Source organism: Geomonas edaphica, assembly GCF_004917075.1.
Taxonomy (GTDB): Bacteria; Desulfobacterota; Desulfuromonadia; order Geobacterales; family Geobacteraceae; genus Geomonas; species Geomonas edaphica.
Genome location: NZ_SSYB01000001.1, coordinates 1,351,464 through 1,364,292 on the forward strand (window position 1 = coordinate 1,351,464; position 12,829 = coordinate 1,364,292).

8 protein-coding genes are annotated in these 12,829 nt (G+C 61.9%); 2 read left to right on the forward strand and 6 right to left on the reverse strand.

Translation table 11 applies throughout. From position 1 onward, the window contains the following. Positions 1-26 precede the first annotated feature (26 nt). Complete coding sequence (locus E8K79_RS05860) at positions 27-992, forward strand: Tim44 domain-containing protein (RefSeq protein ID WP_136513874.1); 966 nt, start codon at positions 27-29, stop codon at positions 990-992. Between the two features lie 190 nt (positions 993-1,182). Here the strand turns inward: E8K79_RS05860 and E8K79_RS05865 are convergent, their stop codons facing one another. The 5 genes from E8K79_RS05865 to E8K79_RS05885 all read right to left on the reverse strand — a co-directional run bounded on the left by E8K79_RS05865 (position 1,183) and on the right by E8K79_RS05885 (position 8,431). Continuing rightward, entirely contained in the window at positions 1,183-3,285 is a 2,103-nt protein-coding gene (locus tag E8K79_RS05865) for a chemotaxis protein CheA (protein ID WP_136513875.1), read from the reverse strand. After that, positions 3,282-3,644, reverse strand: a complete 363-nt coding sequence (locus E8K79_RS05870; RefSeq protein ID WP_136513876.1) for an STAS domain-containing protein — start codon at positions 3,642-3,644, stop codon at positions 3,282-3,284. The genes E8K79_RS05865 and E8K79_RS05870 overlap by 4 nt, the downstream gene beginning before the upstream one ends. Before the next feature lie 73 nt (positions 3,645-3,717). Then, positions 3,718-7,146 carry an MCP four helix bundle domain-containing protein gene (locus tag E8K79_RS05875; RefSeq protein ID WP_136513877.1) on the reverse strand — a complete coding sequence of 1,143 codons (3,429 nt, stop codon included), beginning with the start codon at positions 7,144-7,146 and terminating at the stop codon, positions 3,718-3,720. Positions 7,147-7,222: 76 nt separating this feature from the next. Further along, positions 7,223-7,819 carry an MBL fold metallo-hydrolase gene (locus tag E8K79_RS05880; RefSeq protein WP_136513878.1) on the reverse strand — a complete coding sequence of 199 codons (597 nt, stop codon included), beginning with the start codon at positions 7,817-7,819 and terminating at the stop codon, positions 7,223-7,225. A gap of 3 nt (positions 7,820-7,822) precedes the next feature. Further along, the gene (locus E8K79_RS05885; RefSeq protein WP_136513879.1) at positions 7,823-8,431 is read right to left on the reverse strand and encodes a CheR family methyltransferase; all 609 of its coding nucleotides are present in this window, start codon (positions 8,429-8,431) and stop codon (positions 7,823-7,825) included. Between the two features lie 219 nt (positions 8,432-8,650). Between E8K79_RS05885 and E8K79_RS05890 the strand changes: the two genes are divergently transcribed. Further along, positions 8,651-10,588 (forward strand): hybrid sensor histidine kinase/response regulator, encoded by a 1,938-nt coding sequence (locus E8K79_RS05890; RefSeq protein WP_136513880.1) that lies wholly within the window; start codon positions 8,651-8,653, stop codon positions 10,586-10,588. Positions 10,589-11,076: 488 nt separating this feature from the next. Here E8K79_RS05890 and E8K79_RS05895 read toward each other — a convergent pair whose 3' ends face one another. Then, complete coding sequence (locus E8K79_RS05895) at positions 11,077-12,690, reverse strand: ammonia-forming cytochrome c nitrite reductase subunit c552 (protein WP_136513881.1); 1,614 nt, start codon at positions 12,688-12,690, stop codon at positions 11,077-11,079. Positions 12,691-12,829 lie beyond the last annotated feature (139 nt).

Below are 12,829 nucleotides of genomic sequence, written 5' to 3' on the forward strand. Positions count from 1 at the left end.
AACAACCACCAAGGAGACAACACCAGATGAAACGACAATTCGCCAAAGCCTTCGCAGTATTCGCCGCAGTCCTCATGCTGAGCGCGACGGTGCTGGAGACCAGCGCCCATGCCCGCGCCGGCGGCGGGCGCTCCATGGGAAGCCGCGGTACCCGCAGCTATTCCGCGCCCGCTTCCTCGTACCGGCAGTCCGCCCCTTCCCAGCAGCAGTACTCCCCCTCCCCGATGCCCGGCGGAATGCAGCAGCCTTCCGCGGGCGGAGGCTTTCTGCGCAGCATGGCGGGCGGCATCGCCGGCGGCCTTTTAGGCGGCATGCTCTTCAGGGGGATGGCCGGGGCAGGCGGCATGGGTTTCGGCGGCGGCGGGATCGGCCTCTTCGAAATCGTGCTTTTGGCGGGTATCGCCTACCTCATCTTCCGCATGGTGAAAAGGCGCCGCAGCGAAACGCCGCTTGCCAGCGTGCCGGGCGGTTACGGGTACGATCGCCAGCAAGGGTACGGGGGGCAGGCCATCCCGGCCTCGTACCATGTCGAGGAGCCGGCACGTGACGACGTGCAGACCGGTCTCTCCCATCTGCGCCAGATGGACGCGGGCTTTGACGAGAACCGTTTCAAGGACCTCGTCATGGACAACTTCTTCAGGATCCAGGGTGGCTGGATGAACCGTGACCAGCAGGCGCTCTCCCCGCTTTTGACGCCTGAGATGCAGGGGGTCTTCAAGGAGGACATCGAGCGGCTGTTGCGCGAAGGGCGCGTGAACCGGCTGGAAAACATCGCGGTGCGCAGCGTGGAGCTGGCCGAGGTGTGGCAGGAGGCGGGCCAGGATTACATCACCGCCCTCATCTACGCGAACCTCCTCGACTACACGACCGACGAAAACGGCACCGTGGTGACCGGGAGCAAGACCGAGCCGGTGAAGTTCGAGGAGTACTGGACCTTCACGCGGCCGGTCGGTAACAACCCCTGGCGCCTAGGCGCGATAAACCAGAAATAGGACACCACTCCGGTTCCGAAAAAGAACGGGCGTCTTCTGCTGAAGGCGCCCGTTTCTCGTTTGGAGCTTCCACTGACCGTAACGTCATCTTCCCCCACCCCCTTGCCCCCTCCCGCAAGGGGAGGGGGGACCGTGAGGCGTCTTCCGGAATTCTCGAAGAAACACGCTCGCTTTCCCGAACGGCTAGATTTCACCCCGCCTCTTCCGCAGCCTTCATGATGGCGGGGACGTCGAGGATAAGCGCGACGGAGCCGTCGCCCAGGATGGTCGCCCCGGACATCCCCACCACCTGCTGGTACATGCGCCCCAGCGACTTAATCACCGTTTGGTGTTCGCCAATCACCCAGTCGACGACCAGGCCGACCCTTTTTCCCTCCAGTTGGCAGATCACCACCTGCTGGATCGACGGTGCCTTCCCCTCGATGCGGAACATCTGCCTGAGCGGGACGTAGGGGACGATTCTCTCGCGCACGAGCAGTATGTCCCGGCCGTGATTCTGTTCCATCTCCTTTTCGGTAAGGAGGATGCACTCGTCCACCATGGAGAGCGGCATGACGAAGCGGTCCTTGCCGATCTGCACCAGGAGGCTCTCGATGATGGCCAGGGTGAGCGGGATCTTCAGGGTGATCGAGGTGCCGCGTCCGGGTTCGCTCTTCACGTCGATGCTGCCGCGCAGCCCCTCGATCGCCTGTTTCACTACGTCCATGCCGACGCCGCGTCCGGAGACGCTGGTGACCTTACTCGCCGTAGAGAAGCCGGGGGCGAAGATGAGCTGCCAGATCTCCCGGTCCGACATCTCGGCGTTCGCCGGGATGATCCTGCGCTCCACCGCCTTCGCCCTGATCGCGTCGACGTTCAGTCCGGCGCCGTCGTCGCGGATGGTGATGAGCACGCTGTCGCCGGAATGGAGCGCGGAGAGGTGGATGTTGCCGGTCCTCGGCTTCCCCTTCGCCTCCCGCTCGGCCGGGGTCTCCACGCCGTGGTCGATGCTGTTACGGATGATGTGCACGAGCGGATCGTTCAGCTTCTCGATCACCGTCTTGTCCAGCTCGGTGTCGGCCCCCTCGGTGGTCATCTCGATCGTCTTGCCAAGTTCGCCGGAGAGATCGCGCACCAGACGTTTGAACTTCGAGAAGGTGGCGCCTATGGGGAGCATCCTGATGTCCAGCGCGTTGTCCCTCAGGTCATTGGTGAGCCGCTCCACCTCCTCGGCCACCGAGACGAGCTCCGCGTGCTTCTTAAGTTCCTGGGCCACCATGGAGAGACGTGCCTGCACCGTGACCAGCTCGCCAACCAGGTTCACCAGGACGTCGAGCTTCTCCGCGCTTACCCGGATGCTCGAGGTGGCCTCCTGGGACTGGACCTGGGACTGGCGCTCCTGGCGCACCTCTTTCACGTGCTGCTGCTCGATGAGGGCAGAGTTGATCGCGGCCGCGTCGACAAGCCCCGCCTCGAGCGCCAGCTCCCCGATCCGCTTTTGTCTCCCGAGCAGCTCGTCCATCTGCCCGGGGGTGAGGTCACCACGCTCGATGAGGATCTCACCCAGTTTTTTGTAAGTCCCCTGTTCCTGCCTGGTGCCGTCGTCGATCACCGTTATGTTCAGCTCGCAGGAGTCCTCCACGAAGATGAAGACGTCCTCGATGGCGTTACGCCCCGCAGCTGTGGTGAGGATGATGTCCCAGAAGAGGTAGCAACGCTCCGGCTCCAGGCGGTCCAGGCTCTCCATGTTGCAGGTATGGGCCACGATGTTGCACGGCCCGAGTTCCTGCAGCTCGCGCAGCAGTGCAAGCGGGTTGCCGCCGGTTGAGAAGGTCTCCGCCTCCGGCTTGAAACGGATCCGGTAGGTGACGAGCGCTTCCGGCGGGTCTTCCGCCCCATCCTCCTCGACCGGGTCCGCGTCCTGGCTCTCGACCGGCGCGGGGACCATGGCCCGAAAGCGTGCGATAACCTTCTCGTTGAGCGCCGGGTCGGCCGGAACGCCGCTTTCCGACGCCTCCAGCATAGCGAGGATGCGGTCACGCGCGGCGAGGCTCAGGTCGACGAGTTCCCTGCTCACCGCCAGCGCCCCGTTCCTGACCAGGTCGTAGACCGTCTCCACGTTGTGGGTGAACGATGCGATGTCGTCAAAACCGAACATGGCACCCGACCCCTTGATGGTGTGCATGGTCCTGAAGACGCGGCCGACGATGGCCAGGTCCTCCGGGTTCTCTTCCATCTCCAGCAGCGCCTCTTCGAGATCGGCAAGAAGTTCCCGCGCCTCGTCCTTGAACGCCTGGGCAAAATCGTCGCTCATCGGGTCACCCTCTCGTTCGGCTCTAGCCAGATGCAGGTTCCCTCGGCATCTACTACGCACCCCTTGAGCCGGTACATCCCCGCGGTCCGCGCCACCTCGACCAGCGACTCGCTCTCCTGTTTCATCTTAAAGCCCATACCGCGTTCCACGGAGGTACGGTGGCAACTGCACAAAAGCTGCAAGCCGGTGGCATCGATCTCGGTCACCCCGGCCAAGGAAAGCTCTACATCGCGTCCAGGCGCGAACGCCTCAAGGAAACGCTCCTTCAGTTCGGCCGCGTTCGCCACCGTCATCGCACCTTGCACCGCTACCAGAGTGCGGTCCTTCTTTTTGGTGATTTTCACGAGCTGAGAGCCCATGCTCGCATCCTCCTTGACCGGCGGCGATTGCCGGGGAGCGGCACCGTCGTGGGCCGCTCCCCCTCCCCTTCGTCTAGAACCTCTCGAAGTCGCTGTCACCGTCCATGTCACTCATGATGAGGTCGTGCCCCATCGCCTTTTTGGTCTGCAGTCCGTTTTTCTTGATCCCCTTCACCTCCGCCTTGCCGGCGGACTTGGTGAGCGGCTTTGGTGCCGCCGGCAACTGGCGTGCCGCGCCGTCCACCCTGAAGAAGGCGATGGTCGACTGCAACTGAGCGGACTGCGAGGAGAGCTCTTCGGCAGTGGAGGCCATCTCCTCGCTCGCCGAGGCATTCTGTTGGATCACCTGATCGAGCTGCTGGATCGCCTTGTTGATCTGTTGCGCGCCGGTGTCCTGCTCCTTGCTGGAGGCGTTGATCTCCTGCACGAGCTCGGCGGTCTTCTGGATGTCTGGGAGGATGGCGGAGAGCATCTCGCCCGCCCGCTCGGCCACCTCGACGCTGGAGACGGAGAGCTCCGAGATCTCGCCCGCCGCCACCTGGCTCCTCTCGGCGAGCTTTCTCACCTCGCTTGCCACAACGGCGAAGCCTTTGCCGTGCTCCCCGGCGCGGGCCGCCTCGATGGCGGCGTTTAAGGCAAGCATGTTGGTCTGGCGCGCGATCTCCTCGATAATGGAGATCCTCCCCGCAATGTCCTTCATCGCCTGCACCGTTTCGGAGACCGCCTTGCCACCCTCCTTGGCGTCCTCAGCCGATTTCACTGCGATCTTCTCGGTCTGCTGGGCGTTGTCCGCGTTCTGCTTTATGTTGGCGCTCATCTCCTCCATGGAGGAGGACGCCTCCTCGGCCGCCGCCGCCTGTTGCGAAGCCCCCTCGGACATGGACTGCGCGTTCGCCGAGAGTTGCACGCTGCCGGAGGCGACGTTGTCCGCTGCCATCTTCACCTCGGTGACCACCTCGGTGATCTTGCCCACCATGGCGGAGAGGGCGCGGATCAACTCGTCGTTGTCGCTTCTCTCCCTGAGACTCACCATGAGGTTACCCACGGAGACCTCCTTGGCCGCCTCGGTGATCTTGTTGATGGCGTCTACCAGCATGTTCAGGTTGTTCTTGATCAGGTTGTACTGCCCCTTGTACTCCGCGGTGATGGCGGGTGGCATATCCCCTTTGGCGATGCGGTCCACGTAACCGGCGGTCACCATGAGCGGGTTCACGATGTTGGTCACCGTGTCGTTCACGCCGACCACGAGCTTGTTCCAGCCGCCGACGAAAATCGTTGCGTCGGCACGCTTGTCCAGTTCGCCGTCCGCAGCCGCCTGGATGATGATGTCGGTCTGCTCCAGGAGCTCGTTCATCATCTTCACCACGGCGTTCAGGTTGTCCTTGATGATGTTGTACTGACCCTTGTACTCGGTGACGATCTGCGGCGGGATAACCCCCTTGGCCACCTTGTCCACGTAGTCCGCGGTCACCATGAGCGGGTTTACGATGTTGGTGACGATGTTGTTCACCCCGACGACCAGTTCTTTCCACCCTCCGACGAAGAGTTCAACGTTGGCGCGCTCGTCCAGTTTCCCTTCGGCCGCGGCCCGGGTCACCTTGTCTGCCTCGGTGAGGAGGTTGTTCATGATGTCGATACAGTTGTTGAGGTTCAGTTTGATCTCGTTGAAGTCCCCGTTGTAGTTGTCCGTGATCCTCGGCGGGATGTCCCCCTTGGAGATGCGATCCACGTACTCCGCCGCCACGTTCAGGGGGCCGATCACCGCGTCCAACGTGTCGTTCACCCCCTGCACGATCTTGCGGAAATCACCCTCATGCCTGGAGGCGTCGGCGCGGGTCGCCAGTTTGCCGGCCACGGCCGCCTCGACGAGCACGTTCGCATCGGCGATGAGCGCCTTGAGGTTCGTCCGCACCTGCTCGATGGTCTCGTTGATGAAGGCCTTCTTCCCCGGGAACTTCTCGAGTTCCGCTTCGAAGTTGCCGCGCCCGAACTCTGCTATGCAGGCCATCGCCTTCTTTTTCACCGCGATGTGACCGCTCACCATGTTGTTGACGCCCGTCGCCATGTCGCGGTAGACCCCCTGGTAGTTGCCCGCAGCAATCTGAACGTCGATGTCACCCAGGTCGTGCTGTTTCGACATGTTATTCATGTCCGCGATCAGGGCGGCCAGGGTGTCTATGCAGACGTTGAGGTTGTTTTTGATTTCGTTAAAGTCGCCGTTGTAGCTGTCAGTGATCCTCGGGGGGATGTCCCCCTTGGAGATGCGGTCCACGTACTCCGCCGCCACGTTCAGGGGTCCGATCACCGCGTCCAACGTGTCGTTCACGCCGGAGACGATCCTTTTGAAGTCTCCCTGGTGTTTCGAGGCATCGGCGCGGGTGGCGAGTTTGCCGGCGACGGCGGCCTGGCTCAGCATATCGGCATCAGCCACCAGCGCATGCACCGCGTCGATACAGACGTTCAGGTTGTTCTTGATCTCGTTGAAGTCGCCGTTGTAGCTGTCCGTGATCCTCGGGGGGATGTCCCCCTTGGAGATGCGGTCCACGTACTCCGCCGCCACGTTCAGGGGACCGATCACCGCGTCAAGGGTGTCGTTCACGCCTGCCACCACCTTCTGGAAGTCCCCCTGGTGCCTGGATGCGTCGGCGCGGGTGGCGAGCTTCCCTGCGATGGCCGCATCGGAAAGCATGTTCGTGTCCGCCACGAGGGCTTTGATCGACTCGACCATCTTCTGCATGGCGACCATCACGCTGTCGCCGTGCTTGTCCTTCAAGTCGATGGTGACGCTCATGTCCCCCACCGCCACGCGGTTGGCAACGTCGCCCACCTCTTTGGGGTCGGCCCCGAGCTGACGTTGCACGATTCTCGTGATGAAAAGTCCGAAGCCGACTGCGAGCGCTACACCGACCACGATGAGGATCAGCATGATCTTGGTGGCGGTGTTCGCCATTTCTGCGTTGCCGTCGGCGGTAAGCTTCGCCTGTTTCAGCTTGGCGTCCACCAGCTTGTCGATGGAATCCTGCTCCATCCGGGAGAACTTGGCGCCGTCCCCCTCCATCAGTATCCGGGCCTCGCCGTCCCTGCCGGTCTGGGCCAGCCGCACGATCTGATCGATGATGGGATCATACCCGGCACGGGCCTGCTTGAACTCCTGGAAGAGCTTGCGCCCCTCATCGGTGAGTATGGTCTTCTCGAAGTCCACGGCCGCCTTGTCCAGTTCGCCGCGCAGCGTTTTGATTCTCTCGATCTTCGCCTGCTCTTCCAGCGGCGTCTTGGCGGTGAGGAGGTCCCTCAGGTTGACCCTGATGCGCTGGAAGGAAGTGGAGACGTCCTGCAGCTGGGCTATGGGGATGGTGATTCTTTCGTAGAGCTTTGCGTCGGCAGCCTCGATGCCGTGAATCTCCCTGATGCCGAAATACCCGACCAACCCAGCGATGACGGCGATGGTGATGAATCCCGTCATCAGTTTCGTGCCCAGCTTCAAATCGTAGAACCACTTCATGACTACCTCCTTGACTGTGCGTTATCCGACAAGACACCGTTAACCGAATCCGTATCGGCTCGAAATTGCAATTAACTCAGGCTGTTTCCGATCTCTGCACCACCTCAAGCGTCCTCAAGAGCACCTCGAGCCCACCATCAAGAACCGGCTCGTCATGCCCCGAAAATATCTTCCTTATCTTGAGCCCACACAGCCTCTGCAGGGCGGCGCGGTATTCTTCCGTGTAGCTCCCCCCCTCGCCTCTCACCCGCACCGGCGTATCGCCGGAGAAAAGGGCCTCCGCCGCGGGAGCGTACAGACAGATGGAATCACTGGAATGCCCGGGGGTATGCAGCACCTGCAGGAAATCGTCACCGGCCCGTATGAACTGCCGGTCGTGCAGCACCTCGTCAACCCCTGGCCCCTGCCGGTAGGCGAGCACCCGGCAGCCAAAGGCCGACCTGACAGCAGGCAACCCGGACGTGTGGTCGAAGTGGTTGTGGGTAAGTATCACCTGCTCGACCGGCTGTTTCCCGAACCCCGTCGAAATCGCCCGTATCTCGTCGAGTATGTAGTCGTCCGCCCCCGGATCGACGAGCGTATTGACGTCGTCCATGCGGTTCCAGCCCCCCAGGATCAGATAGGAGCAGCAACTGTAGGTCGCGGGACTCTTCTTCAGGGGAACGATCTTCAAGACTTACCCTCCGATCTTCTTGAACAACTGGGCGTCGGGGACCACCTGCTCGAACAGGTGGGACACCTCGGGGGGGAGCTTCTGTGTGTTTTCCGTGGCGAGATACCCGCCGGGTGCCAGGGCTTCGTAAAACATCCTGAAGACCTCAATGCGCTCGCTGTACTGGAAATGGAGCAGCACGTTCTTGCACACGACCAGGCAGTAATCACCTCCGGGCGCTTTCAGCGAGAGGAGATCATGGTACTGGAAGTTCACCCGGTCGCGCAGCAGCGGCACAACCCGGTAGCGGCCGGCCTCGTCTGCAGGTTCGAAGTACTTGTTGAACAGGTTGACCGGGGTACGTTGCAGTTCTTCGTAGGGGTAGGTGGCGGCGGTGACGATGTCGCCGAAGTGGTTGGCGCTGTCGTAGTCGGTAGCGTCGATGCGCAGGTTCTTGAAGCCGAAGGAGTTCATCTTCTCGGCAAAGATCATGGCGACGGTGTAGGTCTCCTGACCGAGTGCACACCCCGCGTCCCAGATCTTGATTCGGCTCCGCCCGGAGGCGTAGGGAATCATGTGGTCGGCGGCGTGCTCGAGGGTCGGCTGGTCTCGCATGAAGAAGGTGAATGCCATTTATGCTCCATATTACAAGACGTAACGACAGCTTCAGTAACTCCCATACTCACATCTATCGGTCCAGCAGCGTCACAACTGTATATGCCTATTGACCACAAAAACATTATTTTCAACCAATACAACAAGAACCTTCTGCTTGACGTTTTTCAGCTTAAATTAATAGAGACTACTGCCGAACAGTATCTGTGCGGCCCCACACATAAAGACAGGAAGACTATGGAAAACTCAGGACACCACGAGGAATTGCAACGGCTTTGCGCCGTGGTAGAGAGGGCGAAACGAGACTGGGAACAGACTTTCGACGCCGTCCCCGACCTCATAACCATCATCGGCGAGGACCACTGCATCAAGCGGGTGAACCGCGCCACCGGCGCTCTCCTCGGTGTCCACCCGCGCGACCTGGTTGGGAAGAAGTGCTACGAGGTGATGCACAGCTCCGACACGCTCCCACCCGGCTGCCCCGGGGCGCTCGCCATGGCATCGGGTACGGTGCAGCAGGCGGAATTCGAAGAAAAATGGCTGCAGCGTACCTTCAGCGTGACCGCCTCCCCCATCCGCGACGACGCCGGGCGCGTCACTTCGTGCGTGCATGTGGCCCGCGACGTCACCGAGCGGAAGCAAAAAGAGGATGCCCTCACCGCGAGTGAGCGCTTCCTGCGCGCCATCACCGACAACATCCCCGGGATGGTCGGCTACTGGGACCGGGAGCTGCGCTGCCGTTTCGCCAACCAGGCGTACCTGCAGTGGTTCGGAAGAAGCTCAGAAGAGATGATCGGCATGACCATTCACGAGCTCTTAGGGGAGGAGCTTTTCAAAAAGAACGAGCCCTACATGCTGCGTGCCCTCGCCGGGGAGGTGCAGCATTTCGAGAGGACGCTCACCAGAACCGACGGCCGCGTCGGCCACACCTGGGCCCACTACATTCCGGACGTGGTGGACGGAGCGACGCGCGGCTTCTTCGTCCTTGTAACTGACGTGACCGAGCTGAAGCTCGCCGAAGCGGCGAAGGCGGAACTGGAAGGGCGGCTGCAGCAGGCGCAGAAGATGGAATCGGTGGGGAGGCTCGCCGGCGGGGTGGCCCATGACTTCAACAACCAGCTCACCGTCATCATGGCCTACGCCGACATGGGGCTCGAGTCGCTCGACGCGTCGGACCCGCTTTACCCCATGCTGCAGCAGATCGCCCGGGCGGCCGAGCGCTCCGCCGGCCTCACCCATCAGCTCCTCGCCTTCGCGCGCCAGCAGCCGGTCACCCCGAGGGTACTCGACCTGAACGAGACGGTGCGGGACATGATGAAGATGCTCAGAAGGCTCATCGGGGAACACATCCACCTCACCTGGCGCGAGTCCGAGGAGCCGTGCCGCGTTAAGATAGACCCCACCCAGGCGGACCAGATCATAGCCAACCTGTGCATCAACGCGCGCGACGCCATCGCCGACTACGGTGAGATCAGGATCGAAACGGGGACCGAGACCGTCGGCGCGGGAAGAGGCGACCGGGATATCCTCCCCGGCGACTACGTGTACCTTGCCGTGCGCGACAACGGCTGCGGCATGGATCAGGAAACGCTCAGGCAGATCTTCGAGCCCTTCTTCACCACGAAGGAGCTGGGAAAGGGGACCGGGCTCGGGCTCTCGACGGTGTACGGCATCACGAGGCAAAACGGCGGCTTCATTGAGGTCGAGAGCAGCGCCGGACGGGGGACGCGCTTCACCATCTACCTGCCAAAGTGCCGCGAGGAGGCGAAGGCTTCCCACGCCGCAGCTGCCAGGCACGACGCGGGAGGGGCGGAGACCATCCTCCTCGTTGAGGACGAGCCGAGCATCCTCGGCATGGCGCGGGATCTGCTCGAGCAGAAGGGGTACCGGGTGCTGGCGACGCACTCGCCTGTCGAGGCACTTACCGCGGCGGCGCAATGGGGAGGCGAGATTCACCTGCTTTTGACCGACGTGATCATGAAGCAGATGAACGGGCGCGACCTGGCGCGCGAGCTCGCCGCCCGGCGCCCCGGCATCAAGTGCCTTTACATGTCCGGTTACACGGCGGACGTCATCGGGCATCACGGCGTCATGGATGACGACGTCCGCTTCATCGGCAAGCCGTTCAAGGCGACCGAGCTCGCCCGCCGGGTGCGCGAGGCGCTCGACGCGTGACAATCGACGCAGGCGCCTCTTACGTCCCCCTTGGCAAAGGTCTTCAGGAAATTCCGGGGAAGACGCCTTTCAGATAACCCGTATCCTCTCTTGCTGAGAACGGTGCCCTTAGAGCTCCCCCCTTTGCGAAGGGGGAGGGGGGGGATTTGCCTCTGTTCCCTGTATCGCCGGTTGAAAATTGTTGCAATCACCAAAGTTGGAGGCATCTGGCGTTTGATCCCGCAGTGTGTGCAATAAACTCCTCAGTTGGTGCTTGCGTGTAATGGCAAGGCTAAATCCCCCCTGCCCCCCCTTCGCAAAGGGGGGAACGTTTGGCCAGCTTACTGCTTCGAGGCAACACATACCTGCTTCCCCGGAATTTCCTGAAGAACCTTCGCAAAGGGGGGAGCGCGTGGGCACCGGTTACGCTTCGTGGCCACAGTGACTAAAAAAGCCCCGCCTCCACAAGGGAGACGGGGCTTTTTCGTGTCTGAGCTACCGAGCTTCGGTTACTTCTTCGGCTCGTCCTTCTTCGCCACGGTCATGGCGTCGTTCAGGATCTTCACGCCGGCCTTCGAGGCGGCGATGGAACCGGTGAGCGACTCACGGGCGAGGTCGGGATTGTGGAAGCCGTCGGAGTTCTCCGCGGTCCAGTATTCCCAAAGGACGTGCGCTTCCTCATGCTTTGCGCGCGCCTCGTCGAGCACCGCCGGGGAGACCCCCATCCTCTGCGCCGCGGCGTAGGTGTCGATCAGCTGACCGAGCCAGTACTCGGCCTTGCGCATCTTGCCCTTCACGTAGTTCTGCACCGCATCGATCTCGTAAGCCTTCTTCGCCACGCTGTCCTTCGGGTGGCAGCCAAGGCATGCCTCCTTCACGTGGTTCTTCGGACGGATGACACCGTGGGTGGAGAACATCTTGCCGTCCTTGCCCTTATGTTTGGGCATGTGGCACTGGTGGCACTGAACACCCGCCTTGTCGTGCACGCTCCCCGCGTAGGTCTCCGACTCGGGGTGCTGGAACTTGATCAGGCGCGCGCCGGTGATGGCGTGCTTGAAGTCGAAGAAGTTCAGCTCCTGGTAGTGCTTTAACAACTGCAGCGAGTTCTTCAGCGGGAAGTGGTTGGTGCGGATGTCGTCGTACTTGACCGGCTTGCCGTCGCTCCACTGGGTGCCCGCGTTGCAGTTGTACTCGACGTGGCACTGCGCACACATCATCCTGGAGTCGGTTTTCTGCATCACGCCGATCTTTCTGAAGCCGCGGAAGTCGATCACCTTCAGGTCGGTGGCGCCGTTTTTCGCGAAGATGTTACCCTTAGGGTCCTTCTCTATGGCCTGAATCAGGGCATCGCGCACCACGCGCGGCTGGGTGCCGTGCGGGTCGTGGCAGTGCACGCAGCCGAGCGGGTTGTTGGTGTCCTTGGCCACGTCGACGACGTTGGAGCTGCGGTCCCACTTGGCGCGCGGGTCCTTGTCTCCCATGAACTTCCACTTGAGGAGGTGATCCGAGGTCTTGCACTGGATGCAGGTGGCGTTACCCGCCATGGCGGTTTCCGGGAGCTTCTTCCCGGTGTCGGTCAACACGTCCCAGGTCTTGCCGGTCGAGGTGACCCCTTTCCACCCCTCCTTGAACTGGAAGCGCCCCCCCTGGAAGCGGTCCACGGCGAACTGGTCGATAACCATGAAGGCGTGGCCGCGCGGCTCGTCATGCTCGATGGTGAAACCGTGCCCGGCGAGAAGCTTGTCCTGCATCGGCGAGCGGCCGGTGGGGGTGCCCTTCTCCTTACGCGCCGGAGCCTCGTAGTTCACCTCGAAGAAGCTGTCGTACTGACTCTTGTGGCACTTGCCGCAGAGCGCGGCGTCGATGAGCGTGACCGGCTTGTTCTTTTCCGGGTCGCTCATGTGGGCGTCGAGCTTGTCATGACAGACCTTGCAGGAGAGCTTCGCGTGCTTGCTCCCCTCCTTGAGCGCCTTCACCTCGTCATGACAGTCGTAGCACTTGGCCCTGCCGTCGTTGGCGACCTGCACCGGCTTGCCCTTCGCAGCCACGGTCAGGGCGGGGATGGACAGAAGCGCGATGGCTCCTGCTACTGCCGCCGTCACAGCCAGATTCTTCTTGAGCATGTTTCCTCCTTTTTCAGGGTTTATGGGGAGTGATCCCTCTAGACACCTCATTGCAGCGCCTCCAGACGAAAGCGCAGGTATTCATGCACGAATTGGTCGGGAAAATATTTGACCAAAGTCAATTTTTGCCGGATTTTCC

Excerpts from the sequence above, each read along its gene's own strand:
- E8K79_RS05860 (WP_136513874.1), top strand. The coding sequence starts at position 27 with ATGAAACGACAATTCGCCAAAGCCTTCGCAGTATTCGCCGCAGTCCTC.
- E8K79_RS05865 (WP_136513875.1), bottom strand. The coding sequence starts at position 3,285 with ATGAGCGACGATTTTGCCCAGGCGTTCAAGGACGAGGCGCGGGAACTT.
- E8K79_RS05870 (WP_136513876.1), bottom strand. The coding sequence starts at position 3,644 with ATGGGCTCTCAGCTCGTGAAAATCACCAAAAAGAAGGACCGCACTCTG.
- E8K79_RS05875 (WP_136513877.1), bottom strand. The coding sequence starts at position 7,146 with ATGAAGTGGTTCTACGATTTGAAGCTGGGCACGAAACTGATGACGGGA.
- E8K79_RS05885 (WP_136513879.1), bottom strand. The coding sequence starts at position 8,431 with ATGGCATTCACCTTCTTCATGCGAGACCAGCCGACCCTCGAGCACGCC.
- E8K79_RS05890 (WP_136513880.1), top strand. The coding sequence starts at position 8,651 with ATGGAAAACTCAGGACACCACGAGGAATTGCAACGGCTTTGCGCCGTG.
- E8K79_RS05895 (WP_136513881.1), bottom strand. The coding sequence starts at position 12,690 with ATGCTCAAGAAGAATCTGGCTGTGACGGCGGCAGTAGCAGGAGCCATC.